This window comes from Glycomyces amatae, assembly GCF_020991375.1.
In the GTDB taxonomy this organism is placed as follows: domain Bacteria; phylum Actinomycetota; class Actinomycetes; order Mycobacteriales; family Micromonosporaceae; genus Glycomyces; species Glycomyces amatae.
This window is the reverse complement of record NZ_JAJLQZ010000001.1, coordinates 410,715-437,594: the sequence shown is the minus strand read 5'-3', so window position 1 is coordinate 437,594 and position 26,880 is coordinate 410,715. Positions and strand designations below refer to the sequence as shown.

General features: G+C 72.7%; 29 protein-coding genes. 21 read left to right on the top strand and 8 right to left on the bottom strand.

Annotated elements, in window-relative coordinates; all coding sequences use genetic code 11:
• Positions 1–115: 115 nt before the first annotated feature.
• The 8 genes from LO763_RS02110 (at position 116) to LO763_RS02075 (ending at position 5,624) form a co-directional block, all read left to right on the top strand.
• The gene (locus LO763_RS02110) at positions 116–532 is read left to right on the top strand and encodes a hypothetical protein (RefSeq protein ID WP_230600194.1); all 417 of its coding nucleotides are present in this window, start codon (positions 116–118) and stop codon (positions 530–532) included.
• Between the two features lie 158 nt (positions 533–690).
• On the top strand, positions 691–1,131 hold the full coding sequence (locus tag LO763_RS02105) for an Asp23/Gls24 family envelope stress response protein (protein WP_230600193.1): 441 nt from the start codon (positions 691–693) through the stop codon (positions 1,129–1,131).
• Positions 1,128–1,436 (top strand): Asp23/Gls24 family envelope stress response protein, encoded by a 309-nt coding sequence (locus LO763_RS02100; RefSeq protein WP_230600192.1) that lies wholly within the window; start codon positions 1,128–1,130, stop codon positions 1,434–1,436. The genes LO763_RS02105 and LO763_RS02100 overlap by 4 nt, the downstream gene beginning before the upstream one ends.
• A complete protein-coding gene (locus LO763_RS02095) occupies positions 1,433–1,609 on the top strand; it encodes a hypothetical protein (protein WP_230600191.1) in 177 nt (58 codons plus the stop codon). Before LO763_RS02100 ends, LO763_RS02095 begins: the two co-directional genes overlap by 4 nt.
• Positions 1,602–1,985, top strand: a complete 384-nt coding sequence (locus tag LO763_RS02090) for a hypothetical protein (protein WP_230600190.1) — start codon at positions 1,602–1,604, stop codon at positions 1,983–1,985. Before LO763_RS02095 ends, LO763_RS02090 begins: the two co-directional genes overlap by 8 nt.
• Positions 1,982–2,503 carry a DUF6286 domain-containing protein gene (locus tag LO763_RS02085; RefSeq protein ID WP_230600189.1) on the top strand — a complete coding sequence of 174 codons (522 nt, stop codon included), beginning with the start codon at positions 1,982–1,984 and terminating at the stop codon, positions 2,501–2,503. Before LO763_RS02090 ends, LO763_RS02085 begins: the two co-directional genes overlap by 4 nt.
• Positions 2,500–3,057 (top strand): hypothetical protein, encoded by a 558-nt coding sequence (locus LO763_RS02080; protein ID WP_230600188.1) that lies wholly within the window; start codon positions 2,500–2,502, stop codon positions 3,055–3,057. Before LO763_RS02085 ends, LO763_RS02080 begins: the two co-directional genes overlap by 4 nt.
• A gap of 488 nt (positions 3,058–3,545) precedes the next feature.
• Complete coding sequence (locus LO763_RS02075) at positions 3,546–5,624, top strand: HNH endonuclease signature motif containing protein (protein WP_230600187.1); 2,079 nt, start codon at positions 3,546–3,548, stop codon at positions 5,622–5,624.
• Between the two features lie 593 nt (positions 5,625–6,217).
• Here LO763_RS02075 and LO763_RS02070 read toward each other — a convergent pair.
• A complete protein-coding gene (locus LO763_RS02070) occupies positions 6,218–7,372 on the bottom strand; it encodes a DUF1648 domain-containing protein (RefSeq protein WP_230600186.1) in 1,155 nt (384 codons plus the stop codon).
• Positions 7,369–7,785 carry a GntR family transcriptional regulator gene (locus tag LO763_RS02065; protein WP_230600185.1) on the bottom strand — a complete coding sequence of 139 codons (417 nt, stop codon included), beginning with the start codon at positions 7,783–7,785 and terminating at the stop codon, positions 7,369–7,371. Before LO763_RS02065 ends, LO763_RS02070 begins: the two co-directional genes overlap by 4 nt.
• A 71-nt stretch (positions 7,786–7,856) precedes the next feature.
• Between LO763_RS02065 and LO763_RS02060 the strand changes: the two genes are divergently transcribed.
• Genes LO763_RS02060 through LO763_RS02045 form a run of 4 tightly spaced genes read left to right on the top strand, consistent with a single transcriptional unit; the run spans position 7,857 to position 10,520 of the window.
• Positions 7,857–8,570: an ABC transporter ATP-binding protein gene (locus LO763_RS02060; protein ID WP_230600184.1), complete on the top strand. Its 714-nt coding sequence runs from the start codon at positions 7,857–7,859 to the stop codon at positions 8,568–8,570.
• Entirely contained in the window at positions 8,567–9,361 is a 795-nt protein-coding gene (locus tag LO763_RS02055) for a hypothetical protein (RefSeq protein ID WP_230600183.1), read from the top strand. The genes LO763_RS02060 and LO763_RS02055 overlap by 4 nt, the downstream gene beginning before the upstream one ends.
• A gap of 27 nt (positions 9,362–9,388) precedes the next feature.
• Positions 9,389–9,751, top strand: coding sequence for a hypothetical protein (locus LO763_RS02050; protein ID WP_230600182.1), 363 nt, complete (start codon positions 9,389–9,391; stop codon positions 9,749–9,751).
• Positions 9,752–9,803: 52 nt separating this feature from the next.
• The gene (locus tag LO763_RS02045) at positions 9,804–10,520 is read left to right on the top strand and encodes a hypothetical protein (protein ID WP_230600181.1); all 717 of its coding nucleotides are present in this window, start codon (positions 9,804–9,806) and stop codon (positions 10,518–10,520) included.
• Between the two features lie 64 nt (positions 10,521–10,584).
• Here LO763_RS02045 and LO763_RS02040 read toward each other — a convergent pair whose 3' ends face one another.
• Complete coding sequence (locus LO763_RS02040; RefSeq protein ID WP_230600180.1) at positions 10,585–11,976, bottom strand: cellulase family glycosylhydrolase; 1,392 nt, start codon at positions 11,974–11,976, stop codon at positions 10,585–10,587.
• 183 nt (positions 11,977–12,159) lie between these two features.
• Between LO763_RS02040 and LO763_RS02035 the strand changes: the two genes are divergently transcribed.
• Both LO763_RS02035 and LO763_RS02030 read left to right on the top strand, forming a co-directional pair.
• Positions 12,160–12,918: a helix-turn-helix domain-containing protein gene (locus tag LO763_RS02035; protein WP_230600179.1), complete on the top strand. Its 759-nt coding sequence runs from the start codon at positions 12,160–12,162 to the stop codon at positions 12,916–12,918.
• A gap of 47 nt (positions 12,919–12,965) precedes the next feature.
• Complete coding sequence (locus LO763_RS02030) at positions 12,966–13,376, top strand: VOC family protein (RefSeq protein ID WP_230600178.1); 411 nt, start codon at positions 12,966–12,968, stop codon at positions 13,374–13,376.
• Positions 13,377–13,542: 166 nt separating this feature from the next.
• Here the strand turns inward: LO763_RS02030 and LO763_RS02025 are convergent, their stop codons facing one another.
• From LO763_RS02025 to LO763_RS02015, 3 genes are all read right to left on the bottom strand, one after another.
• A complete protein-coding gene (locus LO763_RS02025) occupies positions 13,543–14,283 on the bottom strand; it encodes a hypothetical protein (RefSeq protein WP_230600177.1) in 741 nt (246 codons plus the stop codon).
• Positions 14,280–14,792 carry a sigma-70 family RNA polymerase sigma factor gene (locus LO763_RS02020; protein ID WP_230600176.1) on the bottom strand — a complete coding sequence of 171 codons (513 nt, stop codon included), beginning with the start codon at positions 14,790–14,792 and terminating at the stop codon, positions 14,280–14,282. The genes LO763_RS02025 and LO763_RS02020 overlap by 4 nt, the downstream gene beginning before the upstream one ends.
• A 214-nt stretch (positions 14,793–15,006) precedes the next feature.
• Positions 15,007–16,734, bottom strand: coding sequence for an ABC transporter substrate-binding protein (locus tag LO763_RS02015; protein ID WP_230600175.1), 1,728 nt, complete (start codon positions 16,732–16,734; stop codon positions 15,007–15,009).
• Positions 16,735–17,556: 822 nt separating this feature from the next.
• Here LO763_RS02015 and LO763_RS02010 point away from each other — a divergent pair.
• Together LO763_RS02010 and LO763_RS02005 are read left to right on the top strand one after the other, a co-directional pair.
• The gene (locus tag LO763_RS02010; RefSeq protein ID WP_230600174.1) at positions 17,557–18,207 is read left to right on the top strand and encodes a DUF4360 domain-containing protein; all 651 of its coding nucleotides are present in this window, start codon (positions 17,557–17,559) and stop codon (positions 18,205–18,207) included.
• A gap of 458 nt (positions 18,208–18,665) precedes the next feature.
• A complete protein-coding gene (locus LO763_RS02005) occupies positions 18,666–19,331 on the top strand; it encodes a DUF4360 domain-containing protein (RefSeq protein ID WP_230600173.1) in 666 nt (221 codons plus the stop codon).
• Between the two features lie 88 nt (positions 19,332–19,419).
• Here the strand turns inward: LO763_RS02005 and LO763_RS02000 are convergent, their stop codons facing one another.
• Positions 19,420–20,358, bottom strand: coding sequence for an SDR family oxidoreductase (locus LO763_RS02000; RefSeq protein WP_230600172.1), 939 nt, complete (start codon positions 20,356–20,358; stop codon positions 19,420–19,422).
• A gap of 175 nt (positions 20,359–20,533) precedes the next feature.
• Here LO763_RS02000 and LO763_RS01995 point away from each other — a divergent pair, with 175 nt between their 5' ends.
• Both LO763_RS01995 and LO763_RS01990 read left to right on the top strand, forming a co-directional pair.
• Positions 20,534–21,376 (top strand): helix-turn-helix transcriptional regulator, encoded by an 843-nt coding sequence (locus LO763_RS01995; protein ID WP_230600171.1) that lies wholly within the window; start codon positions 20,534–20,536, stop codon positions 21,374–21,376.
• A gap of 86 nt (positions 21,377–21,462) precedes the next feature.
• Entirely contained in the window at positions 21,463–22,107 is a 645-nt protein-coding gene (locus tag LO763_RS01990; RefSeq protein WP_230600170.1) for a dihydrofolate reductase family protein, read from the top strand.
• Between the two features lie 15 nt (positions 22,108–22,122).
• On the opposite strand, the gene LO763_RS01985 is transcribed toward LO763_RS01990, so the two are convergent.
• A complete protein-coding gene (locus tag LO763_RS01985) occupies positions 22,123–22,944 on the bottom strand; it encodes a helix-turn-helix domain-containing protein (RefSeq protein WP_230600169.1) in 822 nt (273 codons plus the stop codon).
• Between the two features lie 109 nt (positions 22,945–23,053).
• Here LO763_RS01985 and LO763_RS01980 point away from each other — a divergent pair, with 109 nt between their 5' ends.
• The 3 genes from LO763_RS01980 (at position 23,054) to LO763_RS01970 (ending at position 26,771) form a co-directional block, all read left to right on the top strand.
• Positions 23,054–24,253 carry a Gfo/Idh/MocA family protein gene (locus LO763_RS01980; protein ID WP_230600168.1) on the top strand — a complete coding sequence of 400 codons (1,200 nt, stop codon included), beginning with the start codon at positions 23,054–23,056 and terminating at the stop codon, positions 24,251–24,253.
• Between the two features lie 116 nt (positions 24,254–24,369).
• Positions 24,370–25,707, top strand: a complete 1,338-nt coding sequence (locus LO763_RS01975) for a replication-associated recombination protein A (RefSeq protein ID WP_230600167.1) — start codon at positions 24,370–24,372, stop codon at positions 25,705–25,707.
• A 131-nt stretch (positions 25,708–25,838) separates the two neighbouring features.
• A complete protein-coding gene (locus tag LO763_RS01970; RefSeq protein WP_230600166.1) occupies positions 25,839–26,771 on the top strand; it encodes a phosphotransferase in 933 nt (310 codons plus the stop codon).
• Positions 26,772–26,880: the final 109 nt, after the last annotated feature.

Here is a 26,880-nt window from a genome sequence, read left to right as displayed (position 1 = left end):
GCGTCCCGACGCCGCTCGCGCGCCCCGGTGGAGGCGACCGCGAGCCGTCCGCGCCAGGCGCGGACGAATGCGGCAACCGGCCGTACCGGCGCCCCGACCGAGGGAGAATGCGACCATGACATCGCAGAAGGATTCACCGGACCAGGGCGCGCAGCCGGCTTTCGAGTCCGACGCGCTGCGCCTGTCCGACATCGCGGGCCGCGACGCCGCCGAGGTCCGCGGCGTCGACGATCGCGAACCGCCCGGCCTCGTCGAGGACGAGCAGGAGATCGCCGCGAGGGACAACATCCGCGGCATCGTCCTGGCCGTGGCCGCCGTGGGCGTGGCGGCGGCCGTGGTGGTCGGGCTCAAGATCGCCTACGACCGGCGCAAGGCCTCGCACCGCTACCGGAGGATGGTCGCCGGCCACTTCCACGACGCGAAGGACTCGGTCGCCGGGCACCTCGGGGACGCGCGCGACTCGATCGTCTCGGTGGCCTCGGAGCTGCCCGGACGCGGCCGCGACGTCCTCCACCAGCTCAAACACCACTAACGGCCCGAAGGCCGCCGCGGCGTCGCAGGAGCGCCACGGCGGCTTTCGCACGCCTGATCCCCGTCCCGCCCGGCACCTCTCGATCACTTTCGGTGACATCGGCCTCGCATCTGTGTGAACCTGGAGGCCGAAACCGGAGGACTCCGAGGAGGCGGGCGATGACCGACAGTGCAGCGGCGGGCAAACCGGGCGGCGACAGCGCCCTGGTGAGCGACCAGGGCAGGACCACCATCGCCGACCAGGTGGTCGCGAAGATAGCGGGCATAGCGACCCGCGACGTCGACGGCGTGCACGACCTCGGCGGCGGCGTCAGCCGCACCGTCGGCGCCATCAAGGAGCGCATCCCCGGCTCCCGCACCAACTACGGCCAAGGCGTCTCCGTCGAGGTCGGCGAGCGCCAGGCCGCGATCGACCTCGACCTCATCGCCGACTACGGCATCGCCATCGCCGACCTCGCCTCCGGCGTGCGCCGCAACGTCGTCACCGCCGTCGAGCGCATGACGGGCCTCGAGGTCACCGAAGTCAACATCGTCGTCCACGACGTGCACCTCGAAGGCGAGTCGGACGACGACGCCGAGGGCGAATCGCGGGTGGAATGACGGCCGCCAGCGGCGACTTCGCCGCCACCGCCGACGCGATCGCCGCCGCGGCGACCGCCGTCCCCGGCGTGGCGGGACTCCACGGCGGCGCCTTCGACGAGGTCGCCACCGCCCTGCCCGGGCGCCGCATCAAGGGCCTGCGGCTCGACGAGGGCGCCTGCGCCGTGCACGTGGCCGTCGACTGGGACGCCGACATGCCGCGCGTCGCCGACGCGATCCGGGCGGCCCTGGCCCCGCTGACCGGGGACCGGACCGTGTCCGTGACCGTCGAGGACGTGGGCGAACCGAAAGAGGACCGAACATGAGAACGACCTTCGCCGGCCTGCTGGCCGGACTCCTGCTGGCACTGGCCGCGACCACCGGCGGCTTCACCGGGTTCCTGCTCGCCGTGGTCCTCGGCGCGATCGGGCTCGCGGTCGCCGGGAAGCTCAGCGGCGAGGTCGACGTCGTCGACTGGTTCCGAGGCCGCCGTGACTGACGGGGGATTCGCACTCGCCGACCTGCCCGGCGGCACCGACCGGCCGCCCGAGGCGCGCGGCACGCTGCGCCTCCACGACGCGGCCGTCGTCCACGTCCTCGAAGGCGCCGCCCGGCGCGCGCCCGGGGCCGCCGTCCGCGCCGCGGCGCTGGGCCGCGGCTACCCGCACGCCCGAGCCAACGTCAGGCACGGCCGGATCTGGGCCCGCCTCGACGTCGGCGTGCGCTGGCCCGGGGCCACCGCCGAGACCGCGCGCGGCATCGCCCGGCACGTCCGCACCGAGGCCGCCCGCATCACCGGGCTCGACGTGGCGGCCCTCGACCTGACCGTGCACCTGCTGGACGGCCGGGACGCGCCGGAGCGGAGGGTCCGATGAAGCGACGCGCCCCCCGACGCCGCCCCGCCGCGGGCTGGTTCGGCCGGCTCGGGGCCGTGCTCCTGGCCGGACTGGCCGTGCTCGCAGGCCAGCACGCCGCCGTCGAGCTCGGCTGGGCGGGCGGGGAGTCCTGGCTCCGCGGCGCCGTCGCGGCCCTCGACGAGCCGAGCCCCTCGACATGGGTCCTCGCGGGCGGCGTCGCCGCCGCGCTGCTGGGCCTCGCGTTCCTGATCGCCGCCGTGGTCCCGGCCCGCCGCAGCCACCTGCCGGTCGAGGGCCGCTGCGACCTGTGGGTCTCGCCGCGCGCGGTCGAGGCGATGGCCGCCGACGCCGCCGAGCGCTCGCCCGGCGTCCTGCACGGCCGGGGCGACGTCCACCGTCGTCGCCTGCGGATCGAGGCGCTGCTCGCGCCGGGCGCCGGTGCGAGCGTCGCCGCGATCATGGACGCCGTGGGCGGGCGGCTCACCGGCCTGGCCGACATGGAGGTGTCGGTGCGGGCGAGGGAGGGGAGCCGATGAGGGGCTTCGCGGCCGACCGCGTCGGCGCGGCGCTGCTGGGGCTGCTGCTCCTGGCGGCGGGCGCGGCGGTGCTCGAGTGGCGCTTCGACCTGCTCGGCCTGCACGACCGGCTCGACACCGGGGCGGTCCGGGACGTGGTCGACGCCGACTGGTTCTCTTGGGCCGCAGGGGGTGCGGCGGTCGTGCTCGCGGTGCTCGCGGTGTGGTGGCTGCTCGCCCGCGTCCCCAGGCCCGTCGAGGGCGGGGTGCGGCTCGCGGGCGCCGACCGCGTCGACGTGGACGTGCGCTCGCTCGAGCCGCGGCTGCGGGAGAGCCTGGAGCGCAGCGCCCCGGTCGACCACGTCACGAGCGGCCGGACGCATGTGGACGGCGGGCAGCTGGTGCAGCTGCGCGCGAACGTCGACCCGCGCGCCGACGCCGAGTCCCTCCGCCGCGCCGCCGACGAGATCGCCGCCTCGGTCGAGGAGGCCTTCCCCGACGGCGAGGTGGCCGTGCGCATCCTCATCGACGGGCCGCGGCGCCCCAGCAGGAGGCGCACACCCCGGGTCCACTGAGGGCGCTCTCTTGAGCGACGAGGCCTCGCGCCACCGGATCGACCGGTCGGGTGCGGCCACCGGGAGCGGGGGCGGGCCGCGTGGCGGTGGAGAGGCCCGGCTTCGTCGGGATGACGTGTTCGGCCGTCAGGGAGAAATGGGTGGCGGTCAGGGCGGGCGGCGACGGGGAGGTCCCCTTTGGATGGGATCGGTCCTCGGGGTGCGGGTGGCGGGCGGGTCGGGGTCAGGGCGGGCGGCGACGGTGGGGTGGGCGGGTGCCGGGGGTGGGGTGGCGGCTGTCGGGTGTGGGGTGGTCGGGGCGCCGGGTGTAGCGGGGGTATTGGTTCGCGTTGGGCCGTAGGGGACCCTGACGAAAGTTAGGGGTGATCGGGCGGTTTTTCATACCTTCGACTGATGACAGTCCGGAGTCGTCCTGTCACACTTGATGAAGTACGGCACGACGACAACAGCACCACATTCGAGCACAGCGGAACGGAGGCGAGTCCCCGATGAACACCTGCACCACCACCCCGGACGCCCCCTCCCTTATCGGTACCGCTGACCGCGCCGCTCAGGCCCGGGAACTGCGCGCCACCCTCGATGCGGCCGCTGATCTGATCAACGCCCAGCACGCTCAAGTACTCGCCTCGGTCATTGCAATGAAGGAGCAGAACCTCCACCGCTCCGCCTTCGGGTTCTCGGCGCTGCGCGACTTGTTGCTGTCGCAGTTCGACTTCACGTTCAACACCGCCGGAGCGATCGCCGCGATCGCCCGCCTCTCGGGCAAGTTCCGGCTCCTCACCGAGGCTGCTACGTCGGGCCGGGCGCGGATCGATCAGGTCGCCTACGCGGTCCGGCAGCTGGACCAGACCCCGGCGATGCGCCTGTTCGCCCGCACCCCCTTCCGGGCGCCCGTGCCCTCCCCTTTCGATGACGCGGTCTTCTGCGCGACGCCTGAGGCGATGGTGGCCCAGTACTGCCAGCACGCCTCGTTCACCGACCTCCAGCGGCACCTCGAGGGGCTGTGGGCGGCCATCGCCGCAGAATCGGAACTGCTGGATGCGCTCGGCGAGCAGTCCCTCCAGCGCCTCGACCTGGTCGAGACCGGCAACGGCATGTGGCACCTCGAAGGCGAGTTGACCGAGACCACCGGGCGCCTGCTCGACAAGTACCTCAAGACCGCCTGCCCCCCGCCCCGCCAGGACGAGACCGACACCGACGGGGTCCTGCCCCCGCAGGCGAACCGGCACGCCGAAGCCCTGCACCAGCTCCTCGCCGGCTATGGGTCCTCGCCGGAGGCTGCGACGCGGCACGGGCACACCGCCACCCTCGATCTACTGGTGGACATCGAGACGTTGCAGGGCAAAGACACCGGCCGGGTGCCCTTGTTGGAAGGGCGGCCAATCTCGCTCGCCCAAGCCCGGCTCCTGGCCTGCGAGACCCAGGCCATCCCCAGCGTGTTCAACTACGCCACCGGCGAAGCGGTCGAACTCGGCCGCGCCCTGCGCCTCCCGAATGTGGCCCTGCGGCGGAAACTCGAACTCGAGCAGCCCGGGGGCTGTGTTTGGCACGGCTGCTCCCGGCCCATCGCGTGGACCGAAGCCCACCACATCATCCACTGGGCCGACGGCGGCCCCACCGAAGCCGCCAACCTGATCCTGGTGTGCCGGTTCCACCACGGCCGCCTCCACACCCCCGGCTGGACCGTCCAGAAAACCGGCCCCGGCCAGGCGGTGATCACCCACCACGACGGCTGCGAGAACGCCCCTGACACGGCTGCCGGGTGCGGGTGCGCCGATTGGCGCACCGATGCCGACATGGACACCGAGCATCAGAGTTCGGGCTGGGATCTGTTCCCCACCGGGCTCTACCGTTCGGAATGGTCCGAGACCCTCACACCCGACCTCGACGGCCACGCCGCCATCATCGAACACCAACACGCCCGCACAGCGATACGCACCGCCCGCGCCAAAGCACGAGCACGATTCACCACCGGCAGCAGTGCTGACACCACCGACCAAAGCGATCGTAGCGGGCAGGCCCCGGCCACCACACCGACACCGCCAGCAGCCCAGGCCTCCTCACCACGAGAGCCCGCCCTCGCGGGAACCGCCACCACGGCCAGGACGATCAGGCCGGTCAGGCCAGTGGTCCCGATCGGGCCCATCGACTACGGCGAACCGCCGTTCTTACCCCGCCCCAGCAGGCGACTGCTGGGGGACACGAGGCCACACCACACCAGGAACGCCCCGCAGCCCGAACCCCGACAGGGGCCGGGCCCCTCAGCATGCCCACACCCCGAAAGCCACCAACACGCCCCCGACCATGACCCACTCCACCCCGCCGTCGCCGCCCACACTGAGAGCGCCCCTCCACCACCCCAAAGCCGCAGCACCCACCCCGTACGCCACCACCCCTTCGTCGCCGCCCGCTCGAACCGCGAACGGCCCGCCACGCCAAGGCCGAAGCACCACCTTGAGAGCGACCCTCTCTTCATCGCCGCCCGCCCTGACCGCCAGCCACCGCCACCCCGAAGCCGAAAGCCCCCGCCCAGTAGACGATCACCCCGTCATCGCCGCCCGCCCTGACCGCACGCCATCACCATCCCAAGCCCGAAAACCCCGCCCGATGCGCAATCACCCCGTCATCGCCGCCTGCTCTGACCTCGGCTCCCGCGATCGAGCATCCGCTCCCCCACCGCACTCGAGATCACCCCTTCGTCGCCGCCCGCCCTGACCGTCAGCAACCGCCACCCCGAAGCCGAAAACCCTGCCCGGTGCTCGATCACCTCTCGGTCGCCGCCTGCCTTGACAGGGAGCATTACCGGACCGGGACTCGACCACCACGCCTCACACACGACTCCCCGATCCCGATCCACACCCCCAACCCCCAACCCCCAACCTCCGACTCCCAACCTCCGACTCCCGACTCCCGACTCCCGACTTCACCGCAACCTCGACTGAACGGCATTGGGGCCGAAGGCGTTCAAGCGCTCCCCCATAAATCGTTGTCCGACAGCGCTGTTCATCCGCCGGGCAGAAATCCCTCCGCAGAGCGACGCCACATCGAGGGCGCTTACAACACGACGGCGGGGTACGCGGCCGCCACCGCGCAGCGGCGACCGGCCCAGTCGAGAAGAGCGGGCCGGACGAAGATCGCCGGGGTTCGCCTTCTCCTTCTCCTAAATGCGCTGCGTCTCCGGCAGGTCGAGGACGCCTGCGGCGTCGAGCACCACGGCGACGAGGAGCGCCACGACGAGCGCGGCGAGGAGCAGACCGGCGATCCGGCCCACGGGATGGCCGAGGTTGACCGTCCACTGCGATCCGCCGACGCGCTGGTGGACGAGCACGGCCGGGTCGTCGCGGTTGGCGTAGACCAGGCCGCCCAGGTGCCAGTGGCGGTCCTCGTCGCGCTGGACCAGGCCGGTGTCCTCCTCGGCCTCGCCCGGCAGCTCGGGCAGCCGGTGCCCGCCGGTGCCCACGCGCAGTTCGAACCGGACGGCGAACACGGCGGCGGCCAGGAGCGGCGCGGCGAGCGCGGCCGTAGTGAGCACCGTGGGCGGCAGCAGCTCCCACAGCCGCAGGGCGATCACGGCGAGCGCCAGGTTGGCGCAGGCGGCGGTGACGAGGCCGAGGCGCACCAGCGCCCGCAGGTAGGCGCGGTAGCGCCGGGCGGAGGCGGCGGGGCGCGCGGCGTCGATCTCGGGGCGGGTGCGGACGATCGCGGCGAGCACCAGCACGGTCGCGGCGGTGACCGCGACCTGCCCGAGGACCGGGTTCGCGGCGGTCCAGAACCCGGTCGGGACGCGCGGGCCGCCGTCGAGGGTCGCGCCCGCCATGCCCGGCAGGGTCTCGGGGAGCGACCCCGCGCGCAGCAGGCCCGCGGCGGCGGTGGCGACGAGGACGCCGACGGCGGGCGCGAGCCCGCGCCAGGGCACGCGGACCGGGTCGGTGCTGAAGCTCAGGTCGGCGGTCACGGCCTGGCGGGTCCCGGCGTACCAGTCGCCCTCGGCCTTCGCGGCGCGCACGGCGCGGCCCGCGAGCGCGTAGGCGGCGAGGTCCGCGGCCACCAGGGCGGTCGCGCCGACGCCGGCGGCGGCGACCGGGTCGGTGAAGCGCCCCGCCGCGTACGCGAGGGCGGCGAGGCCGACGCCGAGGACGATCACGTTGCGGCCGTAGGTCCTGCGGATCGCGGCGAGGGCGGGGTCGCCGGCCCGGCCGGACGGGACGGCGACGCCGAAGGCCAGGTGGGCGCGGGTGAGGGCCGGTACGGCCCACCACACGGCGGTGACCGTGCCGAAGAGGGCCAGCAGCAGGGCGGCGTCGGCGAGGTTCACGGGGTCGTCCTTTCGGCGGTGTCGGCGGGGGCGCGGTCGAAGGAGGCGAGGACGTCGCCGGAGCGGCGCAGGACCTCCTCGGCGGTGAGGCCGTGGGCCACGGCCTCGGCCAGGAGGACGCGCAGCCGCTCCTGCCAGGCCTCGGCCACGCCGGGGTCGGGCGGTCCGGAGTCGGGGCCGCGGCGCACGACCGCGCCGCTCTTGCGGTTGACGCGGATGAAGCCCTCGCGCCGGAGCAGGTCGTAGGCCTTGTTGACGGTGTGGAAGTTGATCGCGAGGGCGGCGCCCAGCTGCCGCGTGGACGGCAGGGGCGCCTCGGCGGCGAGCTCCCCGGCGGCGATGGCCGCGACGATCTGGTCCCGGATCTGCTGGTAGATCGGGATCTCGCTGTCCACGTCGAGCGTCAATCGCATCCCAGAAGCATATCTGATATACATGAGCTATAACAGATAGATAAGCACGCTCAGATGAACGGAGCACCGCCATGCGACCGCCCCACCGCCTCGAGATCCGGGGCCTCACCAAGCGGTTCGGCCCCGTCGAGGCCGTCACGGACGCGACCTTCGACGTCGAGCCCGGACGCGTCACCGGCTTCCTGGGCCCCAACGGGTCCGGCAAGACCACCACGCTGCGGATGCTGCTGGGCCTCGTCCGACCCGACGCGGGAACGGCCCTCATCGGCGGCCGCGCCTACCGCGACCTGCCCGACCCCGCCCGCACCGTCGGCGCGGCCCTGGAGGCGAAGGGCCTCCACCCGGCCCGCTCGGGCCGCGACCACCTGCGCGTCTACGGCGCGTTCCTGGGCTGCCCGGGCGCGCGGATCGAGGAGGTCCTGGCCCTCACCGGCCTCGCCGACGCCGCGCACCGCCGGGCCGGCGGCTACTCGACCGGGATGCGCCAGCGCCTCAACCTCGCCACCGCGCTGCTCGGCGACCCGCCGGTGCTCGTCCTCGACGAGCCCACCAACGGCCTCGACCCGGCCGGGATCGCGTGGCTGCGCCGCCTGCTGCGCGGCCTGGCCGCCGAGGGCCGCACGGTCCTGGTCGCCAGCCACGTCCTGTCCGAGGCCGAGCGGCTGGTCGACGACGTGGTGGTCATGCACCGCGGCCGCGTCCTCACCGCCGGCCCGCTCGCCGGCCTCACCCGCGACGGCGCCCTGGAGGACGCCTTCCTCGACCTCACCGGAGTCCCCGCATGAACCGCCCGATCCGCGCCGAACTGCGCCGCCTGCTCTCGACCCCGCTGTGGAAGTGGGGCCCGGCCGCCGCCCTCCTCGCCGGCGGGGGCCTCACCTCGCTGTGCGTCCTCATCGGACCCGAGAACTTCGACCCGCCCATGCCCGGCGTCGACACCGAGGCCGGAGTCCGCCTGGTGCTCAGCATGATCGGCCTGACCGTGCTCGTCCCGGCCCTGTTCGGGGCGCTGGCCGTGACCTCGGAGTACCGGCACGGCACCATCGCGTACACGTTCCTGTTCGAGCCCCGGCGGCACCGGGTGCTCGGGGCGAAGCTCGCGGCCTACGCGATCGCCGGCGCGGTCTACGGGCTGCTCGTCGCCCTCGCGGCGGCCCTGGCGCTGTACGGGGCCGCGGCGGTCCGGGGCGTCGAGGTCGGGATCGCGCCCGGCACCGCGGCCGGGCTCCTGGCGGGCCTGGCGGCGTCCATGGCCGCCTACACCGTCATCGGCGTCGGCCTCGGCGCGCTGCTGCGGAACCAGACCGCGACGCTGCTGGTGCTCGGCGCCTACCTCTACATGGTCGAGCACGTGCTCGCAATCCTCCCCGGCGCCAACCTCGCCTACCCGTTCCTGCCCGGCGGCGCGACCGCGGCCCTCACCGAGTCGAGCCTCATGGGCGCGGCCGCCGCCGAGGTCACCGGCTCCGCCACCGAGCTCCTGCCGCCCCTGCTCGGCGCGGCCGTACTGCTCGCGTACGCCCTGGCCGCCTCGGCCGCGGCGGTCCTCGCCCCGATGCGGCGCGACGTCGCCTGAACCGTCCGAAGAAGAGGAGACATCACCATGGCACTGGTCCTCGCCACCGACACCCACCTGACCGTCCGGCTCACCGGCGCCCGCCGCGCCTTCGGCCGCTGGCGCCCGCTCACGATCCCGTGGCGGCAGGTCGAGGCGGCCCGCGTCGACGCCGCGGCCGCCCGGGCCTTCCCCGGCGCCCGCTGGGGCGTGTCGTCCTACCTCCCGGGGGTCCTCAGCCTCGGCTCGTTCCGCAAGGGAGGGCTGTCCTTCTGGGACGTCGCGGACCCGGAGCGGGCCGTCGTGGTCGAACTCCGCGGCGGCAAGTACGACCGGCTGGTCCTGGAGGTCGAGGACCCGGCCGCGACCGTCGCCGACATCCGGGCGCACCTCGACCGCGTCCGGGACTGAGCCGAGGATGCGCGTCCGGGGCAGAATGGAAGCCCCTGCCCCGGAGGCCGACATGGACACCACCGCACCCGCCGACGCCCCGGCGACCGCCTGGGCCCGCACCCGCAGACGCGGCCTCGGCTTCCCCTGGGAGACGCTCGAGGCCCACCTCTTCGCCGCGCACCCCGACATCCAGCTGCTCCTGCGCGTCCGCGGCCGGGTGCTCCCTTACCGGGGCGCCTGGTACCTCGCCGCGTTCGCCGCCGCCACGGCGGCGGGCCTGACCGCGTTCGGCCTCGGCCCGTCCCGGCCCGCGGCGGCCCTGGCGGCCGCGGGGGTCCTGCTCCTCGTCGCCGCCGCGTGCGAGGTCACCGGGTTCGTCAGGGCCTGGCGGGGCTACGGGACCACCGCCGACAACGTGTGGGGCTGGATCGTCGCGTTCACCGCCTTCGCCCCGGTCGTCGGCGTCGCGATGATCGACACCGGGACGGCCGCCGGGGAGTCGGCGGCCCCCGTGGTCTGGCTCGCCATCGCCGTGGCCGGGCTCGGGTTCACCGGCATCTCGGCGCCCACGACGGCGCCCCACCGCAGGAGCGCCCGGCTCCGGAGGGCGGTCGAGGCGGTCGCGGCCCTGCCCGAGGCGGAGCGGGAGCGCATCCGGGCCGACCTGGCCGCCGCGCTCGACGTGCTGGTCGAGAGCAAGGTCATGCACTCCGACGTGGCGCGGGAGGCGCTCGAGGCGCCCCTCGGCGCGCTCGCCTCGACGCGCTACTCCGAGAGCCCGGGCTGACCGCGGCCGGTCGGCGCTGCGGGGGCGCCGACGGCGCCCCCGCAGGTTCCTGGCCGAGGGTTGCTTACGCCAGGTTGGCGATGACGAAGGGCGCGTGGCCGTTCAGGTGGTCGTCCCACCCTCCGGTCAGGGGCGCGCCGCTCGACAGCAGGTTGGTGGAGTCGGTGCCCACGTCCAGTTTCCAAGCCGTCCAGGAGATCCGGTTGGCCGCCATCCAGTCGACCCAGCGCTGGGCCTCGTCGAGGCAGACGCGGCCGTCGAGCCCGCCGTCGGCGTGGCTCGCGCCCCACTCGGTGACGAACAGGGCCAGGCCCGCGTCGATCGCCGCGTCGGCCTTGTCGCGGTTCCAGTCGGCGTGCGTGCACGAGTAGAAGTGCAGCGTGTACATCAGGTTCGTGCCGGACACCGGGTCGGCGGCCGCCACGTCGACGTCCTGCGACCAGGTCGGGGTGCCGAGCACGATGATGTTGTCCGGGTCCTGCGCGCGGATCGCCGAGACCACGGCCTGGTGGTACGGCTTGACCGTGCCCGACCACGAGACCTGCTCGGGCTCGTTGTAGGGCTCCCAGATGACGTTCGGCAGGTGCCCGTAGCGGTCGGCCAGGTCGGTGAAGAACGCGACCGCCTCGGACTGGTGCTGGTGCGCGGCGTGCGCGTGGAAGTCGACGATGACGTAGACGCCCGCGGTCGCCGCGTTCTGGATGACCGTCTCGACCTCGGCCTTCCAGCCCTGGGGGTCGTCGAGGTAGGCGCCCTCGGGCTCGACGCCCATGGCGACCCGGAACACCTCGATGTTCCAGTTGTCTCGCATCCACTCCAGCGCCTGGAGGTTCTGCGCGTACGGCTGGGTCTGCCAGTGCAGCCACATGCTCGAGACGCCGCGCAGCTGGATCTGCCGGCCGTCCTCGTCGCACATGCCCGCGCCGCAGACGTGCAGCTGACCGTGCCGCTCCACAGGGGTGCCCTCGGGGGCGGGGTCGGTCGGGTCCGGGTCGGTGGGGTCGGGATCGGGGTCGGTGGTCTGCTCGCCGCCGCCCTCGCCGTCGCAGTTCACGCCGTTGACGGCGACGTCGGTGATGTCGCCTGCGGTGCCGCTGGCGGTGAAGCCGAAGACCTCCTTGGTCTGCCCCGAGGCGACCGAGCCGTTCCACCCCGCGTCGGAGGCGGTGAAGTGCGAGCCGCTCAGCGTCTGGTCGGTGACGTTCCAGGCGCTGATGCCGGAGACAGCGCCGGTGAAGTCCCACTCGATGGTCCAGCCGTCGATCGGTTCGCCGGCGGTGATGCTGACGTTGGCCTGGAAGCCCGAGCCCCAGTCGCTGACGACGTCGTACTCGACCTCGCAGCCCTCCGCGGCGCTCGCCGTCTGCGCCGAGGCGATCGTCAGCGCGCTCGCGCCGAGCGCGGCGACGGCCGCGCCGATGATCGCGGCTCTCCTGCGTCTTCGGTCCATCTGCATGTTCTGCGCCTTTCAGTGTGCGGGGCGGCCGCCGGGCGGCGGCCGATCGGTCGGGCCGCTTACGCGGAAGCGCTCCCAATCGCTACATTGAAGTTTGCCAATATGTTGCCGCGGAGTCAAGGGGCGGGGCCGTCCGCGAAACTCGCCCGGAAGGCGTCGGACGGCGGCGATACGATGCGAGACGTGGCACGAGATCTCTCCGGCGCCGTGCCGGGGCTGGAGCAGCGTCCCTCGGACTCGCCCTACGTGGAGCGGGTCTACCAGGTCGCGCCGGACGGCGGCGCCGCCGTCCCCGAGCGCATGGTGTCCGTGGCGAACTCCAACTGGGAGCTCATCGCCTGGAGCGCCGAGGGCGTCACCGGCGTCTCGGTGCGCGGCCCCGAGACCCGCCCGACCGAGGTCCCGCTGGGCGGCCGGATGGACGGCGCGATCGGCGTGATCTTCAGGCACGGCGCGTTCCTGCGGCCCCTGCCCGTCCCCGGCCTCGTGGACGGGAGCGTGGCGAGCCCGCACACGACGGCGCGCACCTTCGTCCTGGAGGGCGACGAGTGGGAGATCCCCGGGTACGCGAACGCGGAGGTCTTCGTCGACCGCCTGGTCCGCGCGGGGCTGCTGGTCCGCGACCCCCTGGTGGCCGACGTCCTCGCCGGGGACGCGCCGCTGCTCGTCACGCCCCGGTCCGTGCAGCGGCGCGTCGCCGCCGCCACGGGGCTCACCCAGGGGACCATCCGGCAGATCGAGCGGGCCCGCCGGGCCGCGATGCTGCTCCAGCAGGGGGAGGCGGCCGCCGACGTCGTGCACCGCGTCGGCTACCACGACCAGCCGCACCTGGCCCGGTCGCTCAACCGGTTCGTCGGCCGCAAGGCGACGCGGCTCCAGCGTCCGGCGGACGACGAGGTGCTGTCGCTTCTGTACAAGACCGACGCCGAGGTGCGGCCGTAGGTTCGAACCAGGCCGGAGGGACCGGCCGCCCGAACCGAGGAGCCCCGATGGCCTTCACGCAGATCTACATCAACCTTCCCGTCGCCGACCTGGAGGCCAGCAAGGCGTTCTACCTGGCGCTGGGCGGGACCCTCAACCCCCAGTTCACCGACGAGACCTCGGCCCAGGTGGTCCTCAGCGAGGTGATCGCCCTCCAGCTCATGACGCACGAGCAGTTCTCCGGGTTCACCTCGCGCGAGATCGCCTCCGGTGCGGTCGAGGTGATCAACGCGCTGTCCGCCGAGTCCAAGGAGGAGGTCGACCGGCTGGCCGCCGCGGCCGCGGCGGCGGGCGGCACCGAGCCGCGGGCCGCGCAGGACATGGGCTGGCTCTACAACCGCGCCGTGGACGACCCGGACGGCCACAGCTGGGAGCTGCTGGCCTACGACCCCTCGGCGATGCCCGGCGCGCCGGAGTGACGGGGGCCGCCGGGGCGCGGCGGGCCGCGATCGGGCCGGGCGCGGGGAGCGGCCGCCGGGACGGGGCCTCGCGCATCGGGGACCCGAAGGCCCGCTGAGGTGTTCGGAAGGCGGCCCTGGAGACGGCGGTGCCCTGCGGGGCGCCGCCGTCTCCAGGGCCGCGGGGTCAGTTCCCGCCGGGCGTGGGCTGCTGGCCGCCGGTGGGCTGCTCGCCACCGGTGGGTTCCTCGCCTCCAGTGGGTTGCTCAGCGCTGCTGGGCTCCTCGCCTCCGGTAGGCGTCTCGCCTCGGGTGGGCCAGTCCCCGGTGGGGGACTCCTCGTGCTCGTCGCCGCCCGGCGTGGCCTCTTCGCTGCCCGAGGCGCCGCCCCCGGGCGTCGGCTCCTCGCTCGGCCGGTCGTCGCACGGCGAGGGCTCTTCACCGGGCGTGGGAGCCTCGTCGCCGGTCATGGACTCCTCGCCGTCCGCGGTGGGGGTCTCGCTGCCGCGCGAGGACTCCTCGTAGTCGGACGTCGGCGCTTCGCCTCCTGCCGTGGGAGTCTCGTCGCCGGTCATGGGCTCCTCACCGTCCGCGGTGGGGGTCTCGCTGTCGGGCATGGACTCCTCCTCACCCGCCGTGGGCGTCTCGCTCGGCGCGTCCGCGCAGGGCGCGTCTTCGCTCGCCGACTCCGTCGGTCCGCCGTCGGCGGGCCCGAGGCCCTGGTCGACCGCCCCGGCCTGCTGGATCGCCCAGCCCGCGGGGACCGCCAGGAGCGCCGCGGCGACTCCGGCCGCGGCGGCGCGCGCGCTCCGGCGGCGCCGCAGCCGCGTCCGCAGCCGCCCGGCGGCGGGCGGGGCCGCCTCGGCGGCGGTGACCTCGGCGTACCGGTCGAACATGGTGCTCAGGGGATCGCTCTGCTGGGGGTTCACTGCCGCTCCTCGGGCTCGTCGATGCGCAGGCGCTCGGCGAGCGCCGCCCTTCCTCTGGTGAGCCAGGAGCGGACGGTCGTCTCGGCCACGCCCTCCTGCTCGGCGATCTCCGCCGTGGTCATGTCGGCCAGGTAGTAGAGGACGACCGCCTTGCGGTGCCGCTCCTTCAACTCGGCCAGCGCCTGCTCCAGGTCGATCCGGTCCGGCCGGGGCCCTTCCACGTGCGCCGGCCGCTGGCGCAGCAGGAGCCGCCGCAGGACCGCGCGACGGCGCAGCCTCGAGGTGGCCAGGTTCCAGGCGACCCGCCGCACCCAGACGGCGGGGTTGTCGTAGGCGCTGATGGTCCTCCAGCGTCCGAGCGCCCGGCAGAAGGCCTCCGCGACCAGGTCCTCGGCCTCGGCGAGATCGCCGACGTAGGCGCGGATCTGGGCGGTGATCGGGTTGACGTTGGCGGCGTAGAAGCCGTCGAAGTCGGGCCGGGACGCGGCCGTGAGGGACGTTCGGTACATGTCGGACGATGGTGCCAGCGAGCTTGCAGCCATCCGGTTCCTCGATTCCAGGGATTGACGCGCGGTCGGGTCGATCGCACCCCTCACACGAACGGCGAGGACCGGACGACGCAGCGATCCGAGGATTTTTTCGGAGACGTGTCCTGCCGGCAGCGGGACGCCGCGCCGCCGGGGGCTCCCGGCGGCGCGGCGTCCCGAACGGACGGTCTACCCCCTACTCGACGGGCCTGATCTCGGTCAGCATCAGCACCGCGCCCAGGCCCCACATCTCGTTCCAGAGGTTCGCGTAGACGGCGGAGCCGTCGGAGCCGTCGGCGGGCCAGTCGGTCCACACCGCGTTGCTCGCCTGCGACCACGCGCCGTTGTACCAGATGGGGATGGCCGGGAGGTCCCGCAGCGAGATCCGCTCGAGCTCGGCGATGAGCTCGGGGTAGCGCGGGTCGTCGGTGGCGACCGTGGCCAGCTCCTGCGTCAGCTCCCAGGCGTCCTCGCTCTCCCAGCGGGAGAAGTTGCCGTTGGCCTGCGTCTCGCGGACCGGCAGCTCGAACAGGTACCGGTAGTGGCTCCACGGGGAGTTGGTGATGCCGCTGTAGTTGTTGATGAGCAGGTCGAACTCGCCGCTGCCGCGGGCGGCGTCGACCTCGGCCGCCTCGATGTACTCCTCGACGACGTTGATGCCCACGTCCTGGAGGCCGCGGGCGATCGAGCGGGCGGCGTCCTCCCAGTCGGTCCAGCCGGCCGGGACGATGAGCTTCATCTCGATCTTCTCGCCGTCGAGGGTCTCGACGAAGCCGTCGCCGTCCTCGTCGGCGTACCCGGCCGCCTCCAGGATGGCGATCGCCTCGGACGGCTCGAACGCGAAGCCCTCCTCGTCGAGCACGTCGGGGTCGAAATAGCGCTCCCAGATCGGCAGCAGCCCGGTCGGGCTCGCCTCGCTGACCATGCTCCCGTACACCGAGTCGACGATCTCGCCCGGGCTGATGGCGAAGGCGATGGCCCGGCGGAACTCGGGGTCGTCGAGGGGCTTGCGCGTCGTGTTCGGGATGAGCATCGCCGTGTTCGCGGCGATCATGAACGGCGGCTTGTCGTAGTAGGTGCTCAGCTCCGGCTCGCCCGCCAGGAAGTCGGCGATGCCCGGCAGGAAGTTGTTGGCCAGGTCGAGCCGGCCCTCGATGAGCATGTTGAGGGTGTCGGCGTTGCCGGGGGTCACGAGGTCGACGATGAACCTGGGCTTGACCTCGAGGCCGAGCGCCTCGGTGGCCCACCAGTCGTCCCGCTTGATCCAGGCGATGCGCTGCTCGTCGTAGCTGTGGACCCGGTAGGGGCCCGAGACGACCGGGTCGTCGTCGAGCGCGCCGTTGATGAGGTCCTCCTCGGAGTAGGCCTCGAAGACGTGCTTCGGGAGGATCTCGTTGGCGTACAGGAAGTTGTCCCACTCCTGGTGGCGGGCTTCGCTGAAGCGGAACTTGAGCGTCAGGTCGTCGATGAGCTCGACCGACTCCAGCCAGTCCCAGACGTTCCCGTACGGCACGCCCTCGATCTTGCCGAGCTCGAAGGTGAAGGCGACGTCCTCGGCGGTCAGCGACCTGCCGTCGCTCCACGTGATCCCGCTCCGCAGGGCCAGCTCGAACTCGCGGTCGCCGGTCCACGCCCCCGACTCGGCCAGCCAGGGGGAGAGCCGCTGCTCGACGGTGTCGAACAGGAAGAGGCTCTCGTAGCCCAGGCCGTTGAGGCCGGTGACCTGGCTCGTCGTGACCGTGTTGAAGTCGGAGGGTGGCCCCCAGGCCGAACCGGTCGTGTACAGGGTCTCCTTGCGGGGGAACTCGTCGATCGACAGACTGCGCGGGTCGCCGCTGCTCTCGGTGCCGTCGCCGTCGGTGCACGCCGATGCCGCCAGGGCCGCTGTGGCGACGATGGCGGGGAGATTTCGCCTCTTGGTCATTTCGGACTGCTTTCGATGTGAGGGATGACCGGTCCCGCCGGTGGCCGATGTCGAGGACGGCGAATGCCGCAGGGGGCCGACAATCGAGCGGATCGGCGGGTCGCGTGAGGAGGTGGTCATTTCCAGTTAAATGCGCGCATCCCGGGTTGCGGTCGCGAATCGGTCGGCGCGACCCGATCGGGAACGCTCCGGACGGCCGGTGCGCGGGGCCGGACGTGCGGCGGGGTCGCCGTCGCGCGGGAGTGTACGGCCTCGCGGTGGTAACAAGTTATCGCAGTTCGGAAGCATTGTCGTCCCACTCTCGGCCGGACCGGGCGATCGCGGCGAGCCCGATCGCACGAATTGCGTGCACAACTGTGGAATCGCTCTCACGGACATGTCGCATTTCGATATGAAATCGATATACGTGAAACCCCCGCTTTTCACGGAACGCGGACGGCGGAACTCCGACCTCAGTGGACTCGCGTGCCCGCTTCGGCACCGGGGCGCGGTCCGCCGGCCCCCTCCCGTTAGCCCGTCCACGATGGCCAACCTGGCCCCACCCCCATCAGATTGACCAGAATGCTCATCTGATTCACTGTTTGCCCTCTTACCTCCCGAGTAAATCTAATATGAACAGTTCAATACATCTTGACTAAATAGTCCTCTATGTATATACCTAGATACACGGATTGGGCACCCTCGACACAATCGGAACCCCGATCTCCCCGCATGCCGATTGGAAGCGCTCCCAGGTCTCTGCATGGGCGGCGCACCGGCTCCGATCGCGAACCCGCAGTGGAGCAGTCGACGTTGTTCTCCCTTATCCCAGAAAGTAATCCAATGACAGTTCTCCGAAAGATCCCGCTGCTCGCGGGAGCGGCCGGCCTGGCCGCCGTCATGCTGGCCGGCCCCGCGCAGGCCGACGTCCGACCCACCGAGACCCCCGGCGGCAAGATCACCGTCGAGGTCGCCACCGTCAACGGCTCCGGCTGCCCGCGGGGCACCGCCGAGGCCGAGGTCAACGGCGACAACACCGCCTTCACCGTGACCTACGACCAGTTCCTCGCCGAGGCGGGCGGCGGCACCGACGTCGTCGACTCCCGCAAGAACTGCCAGCTCAACCTGGTCGTGAACATCCCCTCGGGCTTCACCTACGCGATCGCCAGGGCCGACTACCGCGGCTTCGGGCACCTCGAGCGCGGCGCCACCGGCATGCAGCAGGCGAGCTACTACTTCAGCGGCGAGTCCGCGACCACCAGCTCCTCCCACCAGCTGAGCGGCCCCTACAACGGCGGCTGGCAGTTCACCGACAGGGCCGCCGGGAGCGAGCTGGTCTACCAGCCCTGCGGGGAGCAGCGGAACCTCAACATCAACGCCGAGCTCCGGGTGAGCGCCGGCGACGACCCCGGCCTGAGCAGCTTCATGGCGATGGACTCGTCGCGGGGCAGCATCGAGACCGTCTTCCACTTCGCCTGGAAACGCTGCGGTTAAAGCGGCCTGAGACCAGACCGAGTACTGAATACGCGCTGGCGCATCCGCTCCTCATCCGAGGCGCGGATGCGCTGGATCCGCATGCGCGGAATTGATGCTTCACGATCTTTTCGGAAACAGCAGGCCTTCTGAACACTGATAACACCGATCATGTGTCGATGATACGGGGCACTCTTGCCTGCCTTGAACCGGATTCCACCGCGTGTCAATAACCGTATCACTAGCCTCATTGGACAATCTGTGATCAATTCCTGTGAAATCCTTGACCCCTTAGACATTGATGTATATATATATGTATGGATCAGGCGAGTCGGACAAAACCCACTCCGCCGATCCGCCTCCAGGCACTCCGTCGGAGTCCTGCCCGCCCGCTCACCCGCGGCGCGTCCCCACCCGGTCCCCATGTCGCCGCCCGTCGGCCGACATCGCCCAACCTCCACCATTTGAGAGGGATCATCATGAAACTCATCCGCAAGGCATCGGTGCTCGTCGGGGCCCTGGCCCTGGCGACCCTGGTGCTGGCGAGCCCCGCGCAGGCCGCCCCGCACTTCACCAACGCGCCCCCCGACCAGATCGTCATCGACATCGCCACGGTCAACGGCTCGGGGTGCCCCCAGGACACCACGGCCGTCGCGGTCAACGAGGGCAACACCTCGTTCACCGTGACCTACAGCGACTACCTGGCGCAGGCCGGCGGCAACTCCGACCCCACCGACTTCCGCAAGAACTGCCAGCTCAACCTGATCGTGAACGTCCCGTCGGGCTTCACCTACGCGATCGCGAAGACCGACTACCGCGGCTTCGGGCACCTCGAGGAGGGCGCCAGCGGCATGCAGCGGGCGAGCTACTACTTCTCGGGCATGTCCCAGACCACCAGCTCCACCCACCGGCTGTCGGGACCGCTCAGCGACAACTGGCAGTTCACCGACGAGGTCGAGGTGGACCAGGTCGTCTACAGGCCCTGCGGTGAAGAGCGCAACTTCAACATCAACACCGAGCTGCGCGTCAGCGCGGGCGACGACCCCACCCTGAAGAGCTTCCTCGCGATGGACTCGACCGATGGCGACATCGAGACCGTGTTCCACTTCGCGTGGAAGCAGTGCGACCAGGACGAGACCGATTAAGCGCGGCCCCGCGTCCTGAACCTCCACGATGTCCGCGGCCCGGCGTCTCCTCTCCGGGTCGCGGACCCCCGCCTCCCCTGCCGGGGCCTCAGGCGGCGACCTCGATCCCGGTGAGCCGCTCCGAGACCTCCCAGACGCGCGCGGCCTCGTCGGCGCTGCGCAGCGGCGGATACAGCCGCTGCTCGGCGGGCGGGCCGCCGAGGTGGCCGGGGCCGCTGGGACCGTAGAGGGCGCCGGGCTTCGCGGCGGGGTCGGTGGCGGCCATGAGCGCGGGCAGCTTCGCGGTCGCGACGGTGCCCAGGAGGATCCCGCGGGCCGAGAGCCACCGGATGAGGCGGACCTGGGGCGTGTCGCGGCCGCGGCCGAGCTCCGGGCGGGCGGCCAGGAGGCTGGTGGGGGCCACGCCCGGATGGGCGAGGTTGCTGGTGACGCCCCAGCCGCGGGCCCTGCTGCGCCGCTCCAGCTCGAGGCCGAACAGCCCGAACGCGATCTTCGACTGGCTGTAGGCGCGCTGCCCGCGGTAGCCGTGCTCCCAGTTCAGGTCGTCCCAGTTGACGGCGCCGCTGCGCGCCGCGACGCTCACCTGCGAGGTCACGCGGGCCCGGCCCGCCCGCAGCAGCGGCAGCAGGCGGGCGGTGAGCGCGAAGTGCCCGAGGTGGTTGGTGCCGAACTGGAGCTCGAATCCGTCCGCGGTGGTCTGCCGGTCCGGCGGCGTCATCACCCCCGCGTTGTTGACCAGCAGGTGGATCGGGTCCCCCTCGCCGCGCAGGGTGTCGCCGAGGGCCGCGACCGACTCCAGCGACGACAGGTCGAGGCGGCGCAGCGAGACCGCCGCGCCCGGCGCGGCCCGGCGGATCCGCTCGGCCGCGCGCTCGCCCTTCTCGAGATTGCGGACGGGCATGACCACCTCCGCCCCCGCGGCGGCGAGGCGCTCGGCGATGCCCAGCCCCATGCCGTCGCTGGCCCCGGTGACCACCGCCCGCTTCCCCGACAGGTCCGGGACGGTGATGTCGATCGTGCGTGTCATCGCGCTGCTCCTTGGCTCGTCTCCCGGCCACCACGGTCCCGGACACGGCGGCCCCCGTCCAGGGCCTCCCGATCCGCTGATCCCCGGGCCGGCCACGAGAGGGGGATCGGCGGGCCGTGGCTGCGCCCCGTCCGGGACGGTATACATGGAGCGATCCGCGAGAAGGGGGAACGCCGTGATCGACCGCGCCGGACTGGCCGATTTCCTGCGGACGCGCCGCGAGGCGCTGCAACCGGAGGACGCGGGGCTGCCGCGCGGCCCCCGCCGCAGGACGGCGGGCCTGCGTCGCGAGGAGGTCGCGGCGCTGTGCCACATGTCGGTCGACTACTACGCCCGGCTCGAGCGGCGGCGCGGGCCGCAGCCCTCGGAGCAGATGCTCGCCTCGATCGCCCAGGGCCTGCACCTGTCGCACATGGAGCGCGACCACCTGTTCCGCCTCGCCGGGCACCGGCCGCCGGTGAGCGGCGTGGTGGGCGAGCACATCAGCCCCGGGCTCCTGCGCGTCCTCGACCGCCTCGGCGACACGCCCGCCGAGATCGTGACCGAGCTGGGCGAGACCCTGCGGCAGACGTCGCTGGGCGTCGCCCTCACCGGCGACACGACCGCCTACAGCGGGCCCGAGCGCAGCCTCGGCTACCGGTGGTTCACGATGCCCGAGGTGCGGCGGCGCTACGCGCCCGAGGAGCACGCGTTCCTGAGCCGCATGTACGCCTCGGGGCTGCGCGAGGTCCTGGCGCTGCGCGGGCCCGACTCGCGGGCCGCGCACCTCGCCGAGCTGCTGCTCGACCGGAGCGAGGAGTTCCGGCGGCTCTGGGCCGGCCACGAGGTGGGCGTCCGCCCGGGCCAGGTCAAGCGCTTCGCGCACCCCGAGGTGGGCGCGCTCGAGCTCCACTGCCAGCACCTCGTCGACCCGGGCCACGCCCACTCGCTGCTCGTCTACACCGCCGTCCCCGGCAGCGAGACCCACGAGAAGCTGCGCCTGCTGGCCGCCGTCGGAGCGCAGCCGCTCGCCGGGTAGCGGAGATATCGGCCGCGGCGATGAATACCGGCGGCCCGCGGAGTCTCATCACCGTCACCCCGTCACCACCACGACAAGAGGACCGCATGAGCCAGCTTCTGAGAGTCCAGAACTTCACCGTCTCGCAGGACGGGTTCGGCGCCGGCGAGCACCAGAGCCTCGAGCGGCCGTTCGGCACCGCCGACCCCGGCGCGATGTTCGCCTGGGCCGGGGCCACGGCGAGCTGGCCCAACCGCACCGAACCGGGCGGCGGCCGCGGGCTCGACGACTACTTCACCCGGGACTTCTCCCGCAACATCGGCGCCGAGATCATGGGCAGCAACAAGTTCAGCCCCCACCGGGGCCCCTGGAAGGACCACGGGTGGCGCGGCTGGTGGGGCGAGGAGCCGCCGTTCCACACGCCGGTGTTCGTGCTGACCCACCACACGCGCCCCTCGTTCACGCTCGCCGACACCACGTTCCACTTCATCGACGCCGACCCCGCCGCCGCCCTCGCGCTGGCGCGGGAGGCCGCGGACGGCAAGGACGTGCGGCTCGGCGGCGGGGCCGCGACCATCCGGTCGTTCCTCGACGCCGGCCTCGTCGACACCCTGCACGTGGCGGTCTCGCCGGTCTCGATCGGAGCGGGGTCGCGGCTGTGGAAGTCCCCGCAGGAGCTGGACGACCGCTTCCACCACGAGGTCGTGCCGAGCCCCAGCGGCGTGGCGCACCACCTGTTCTGGCGCAGGTGACCCGGTGCCGCGGCGCTACCGGTGCTGGCGGCGGTACGCGGCGGGCGGGACGCCGCACCCGGTCTTGAACGCGGCGTAGAACCGGCTGACCGAGCTGAAGCCGGACTCGGCCGCCACGGTCGCGATCGGGAGGTCGGTGGTGACGAGCAGGCGCCGCCCCTCGGCCAGGCGGCACCGCGTGAGGTAGTCGATGATCGTGGTGCGCACGATCTTGCCGAAGTGCGCCATCGCGTAGTTGGGGTGCAGGCTCGCCGCGGCGGCGACGTCGGCGACCGTCAGCGGTTCGCGGAAGTGCTCGGCGAGGTGCCGGACCATCGTGACGACATGGCGCAGCGCCGGGTCGCCGCCCGAGTACTCGGCCGCCGGCCCCTGCGGCGCGTCCAGCGCGAGGCGCCGGACCCGCGCCTCGACCTCGAGCAGCAGGATGCGGCGGCGCTCGGGCCGCGCGCTGGCCAGGTCGGCGGCCCACTGGGTGAAGTTCGCCGGGTCCGAGGCCATGGCCGCCGAGGGCGGGGCGATGAGCGGCGTCCCCGAGAGCAGCCGGCCGACCAGCGCGGTCGGCAGGCCCCAGCCCAGGAAGGTCGCGAACGGCACATGCACCCAGTGCGCCCGGGTCGCCCCGTTCGCGACGAGCTGGTGGGGCACGGCCGCCCAGAACGCCGCCACCGAGCCCGGGGCGATCTCGACGGGCTCGCCGCCGAACAGGTAGAGCATCGTGCCGCCCTCGGCGACGAAGTTGATCTCCAGGTCGTCGTGCTGGTGGGCGGCGTCCATGAGGATGGGGCGCCCGGCCCAGCCCACCAGCTCCGGCGGGGCGATCGCGATCTGAGGATCCAAGAAAGACTCGTTCCAATCGGTGAAGACTTCTCGAATCGAAACCTATACCGTGATGCGGCGGCCGCCACCCGCCGCCTTCGACCAGTCCCCCTGACCATGGAGTCTCACCGTGTTCTCAATCGGCATCGTCGGCGCCGGGCAGTTCGCCGGCGCGTTCGCGAAACTGTTCAACGCCCACCCCGGGGTCTCCCGCGTCACCGTCACCGACCTCCTCCCCGACCGCGCCGCGACCCTCGTCGGCGAGCTCGGCCTGGCGGGGACGGCCGAGGACTTCGACGCGATGCTCGCCTCGGACGCGGACGCCGTCGCGGTCTTCACCCAGCGGTGGACGCACGGGCCGCTCGTGGTGCGGGCGCTGCGCGCGGGCAAGCACGTCTACTCCGCCGTGCCGATGGCCTTCACGGTCGAGGAGATCGGCGCGATCATCGACGCCGTCAAGGAGACCGGCCTCACCTACATGATGGGCGAGACCAGCTTCTACCACCCCGCCACCGTGCTCGCCCGACAGAAGGCCGCCGCAGGGGCGTTCGGGCGCCTCTTCTACGCCGAGGGCGACTACGTGCACGACATGGACCACGGCTTCTACGCGGCCTACCAGTACAGCGGCGGCGCCGAGTGGAAGCGCACCGCCAGCTTCCCGCCCATGAAGTACCCCACCCACGCCATCGGCGGCGTGCTCGGCGCCTGGAGCACCCACGCGGTCAGCGTCAGCGCCGTGGGCGTGCCCGACCGGCGCGGCGACGGCGTGTTCGACCGGTCCGTGAGCATGTTCGACAACGACTTCTCCAACGCCACCGCGCTGTTCGAGACGGCCGACGGGGGAAGCATGCGCACCAACGAGTTCCGCCGCGTCGGCCTCGCCGAGGGCGTCCCCGAGTCGCGGTTCACCTTCTACGGCACCGAGGGCATCCTCGAGCAGGGCGCCCGGTCCACGCTGTGGCACGACCGGTCCGGTCCGCTGCACGACCTCTCCGACCTGGTGCGCCCCGGGTCGGCCAGCGGGGCCGACGACCCGGGGCTGGCCGGGGTGGACCCGAGGCTGCACGACTCCTTCATCTCCGGGCACGCGCCCGTGCACGACACCGCCGCCCTCCCGGCCGAGTTCAAGGGCCTCGGCAACGGGCACATGGGCAGCCACCAGCTGCTCGTGCACGACTTCGTGACCGCCGTGAACGAGCGGACGCTGCCGAGCGTGAACGCCTGGGTGGCCGCGCGGTACACGCTCCCGGGCGTCGTGGCCCACGAATCGGCCCTGCGCGGCGGCGAACGCCTCCGCATCGACGACTTCGGCGACGCCCCGGGGGCCTAGCGCCTCCCGGGCGGTGGCGCCGTTCGGCGTGCGGCGCCACCGCGGGGGGAGGAGGATACGGCCATGGATGCGAAACGGCTTCGGGCCGGCGGTCCCCGCGTCGAGCGGAGCCGCCGGTGAGCACCGACCCTCCGGCCCTGCCGCTGTTCGGCGGCGAACCTCCCCGGCCGCTCGCCGACCGCCTGCGGCCGCAGTCCCTCGAAGCGGTCGTCGGCCAGGACCACCTGCTCGCCCCCGACGCGCCGATCGGGCGCATGGTCGGGCGCGGCCGGCTCGTCTCCCAGATTCTCTGGGGACCGCCGGGGTCCGGGAAGACCACGATCGCCCGGCTCCTGGCCGAGCGGGCGAACCTGGCGTTCGAACCGCTGTCGGCCACGTTCTCCGGCGTCGCCGACCTGCGGAAGGTCTTCCGAGCGGCCCGGCAGCGCCGCGAGACCGGGCAGGGCACCATGCTGTTCGTCGACGAGATCCACCGCTTCAACCGCGCCCAGCAGGACGGCTTCCTGCCCTACGTCGAGGACGGCACCGTCGTTCTCGTCGGCGCCACGACCGAGAACCCGAGCTTCGAGCTCAACGGCGCGCTCCTGTCGCGCTGCCAGGTGCTCGTCCTCAGACGGCTCGACGACGCCGCGCTGCGCACGCTCGCCGACCGCGCCGAGGCCGAGACCGGGCGGCCCCTGCCGCTCGAACCCGAGGCGCGGGAGGCGCTCCTCGCGCTCGCCGACGGCGACGGCCGCTACCTGCTCAACATGGCCGAGCAGCTCCTCGCGCTCCCCGAGGGCACCGCGCCGCTCGACGTCGCCGGGCTCGCCGCCCAGGTCCAGAAGCGCGCCCCCGTCTACGACAAGGCCCAGGAGGGCCACTACAACCTGATCTCCGCGCTCCACAAGTCGATGCGCGGCTCCGACCCCGACGCGGCCCTGTACTGGCTCGCGCGGATGCTCGAGGGCGGCGAGGACCCGCTGTTCATCGCCCGCCGCATCACCAGGTTCGCCACCGAGGACGTCGGCACCGCCGACCCGCACGCGGTCCGGCAGGCCCTCGCCGCCTGGGACGTCTACGAGCGGCTCGGCTCCCCCGAAGGGGAGCTGGCGATCGCCCAGGCCGTCGTCTACCTCGCGACCGCGCCGAAGTCGATCGCGGTCTACCGCGGTTTCGGCGCCGCCCGCAAGCGCGCCCGCGAGACCGGCTCGCTCGCCCCGCCCGCCCACATCCTCAATGCCCCCACCGGCCTCATGAAGCGGCTCGGCTACGGCGAGGGCTACCGGTACGATCCCGATGCCGAGGACGGCTTCTCCGGCGCCGACTACTTCCCCGACGGCATGGACCGCGAGACCTACTACCGGCCCACCGCCAACGGGGACGAGGCCCGGATCGGCGAGCGACTCCAGCGCTGGTCCGAAATGCGAGCCGAACGGCAGCGCGAGAACGACGAACCGGAGGATGAGCCGTAGCGGCGAGACCGTCGGCGGAGGACATGGGACCGGCGCCCGTGATCGGACACCATCCGAGACCCGCTGCGGGAGGCGGGCTACGAGTTCTTCGGCCGAGGCCGCTTGGCGGAGATTGGATTTGCGAGGACAGCATGAATCCCGAAGCGCCGCCGGCCGAGGTCCTGGACGACGTGGCCGGCGTGGTCGGGGCAGAGGTCACACCTCTCGGTCGCCTGCCCGGAGGCGTCAACGGGGGCGCCGTGCGCGTCCAGTTGGCCGGAGGGGCGAACGCAGTGCTCAAGGCGGTGCCCAGGGCGCGCCCCGGCCACCTGGACGAGACGTTGCGGGCCCAGAGAGTGGTCGAGCACATGCGCGGGCGCGGCTATCCCACCCCGGCCTGGCGGGCGGTGGGGGCCACCGCCGCGCATGTGTGGCATCTGATGGACTTCGTCGACGCGGCTCCCGCGCCGGAGCTGACCCCGCCCCTCGTCGAGCAGCTGATGGCGATCATCGAACTCCAGGCCGGCCAGGCCTCCGAGCCCTACGACCACTGGTCGTACGCCTGGCGGGTCGCCACCGGCCAGGGATCGGCTGCCGCCGGACCGGAGTTCGACGAGACGCCCGAGCAGTCGCTTCTCCGCGAGTCCGTGGCCGGGCTCTGGGGGTACTCTTCCGCGGTGTCGGCCTTGGTCGAGCGGCTGCGGCTCATGTGCGCCGACGCCCCGCCGCCGCCCGAGGCGCCCGACATGGTCCACGCCGATCTCGCGACCCCCGGCAACGTCCTGGTCCGTGATGGAGCGGTGGTCGCGGTCGTGGACATCGGGAACGCAGGCAGCGGCACGCGGGCGACCGATCTCGCCGCCCTCGTGTGGTACTCCTTCCAGGATCCGCTGCTGGACGGTGTCCGAAGACGACTGTGGACGAGCATCCTCGACCTGGTCGGCGGCGAGGGGGCGGCGGTGCTCGCAGCGGCGCAGGTCCTCCACATGCTCGAGATCCCCGTCCGCCACGGGCGTCACGATGCCGTTCCGGAGGTGGTCGAGCGCGGCCATCGCGCCCTCGACGAGCTGAACGCGCTGCGCTGACCGCCGCCGATGGAATCGAAGACCGCTACCGGCCGCAGCACTCGGCCGCGATCGCGGGCACGGCCTCCTGCGTCTGCGCTAGTTGCCCGGTTACCGGGCATGTCGCGAC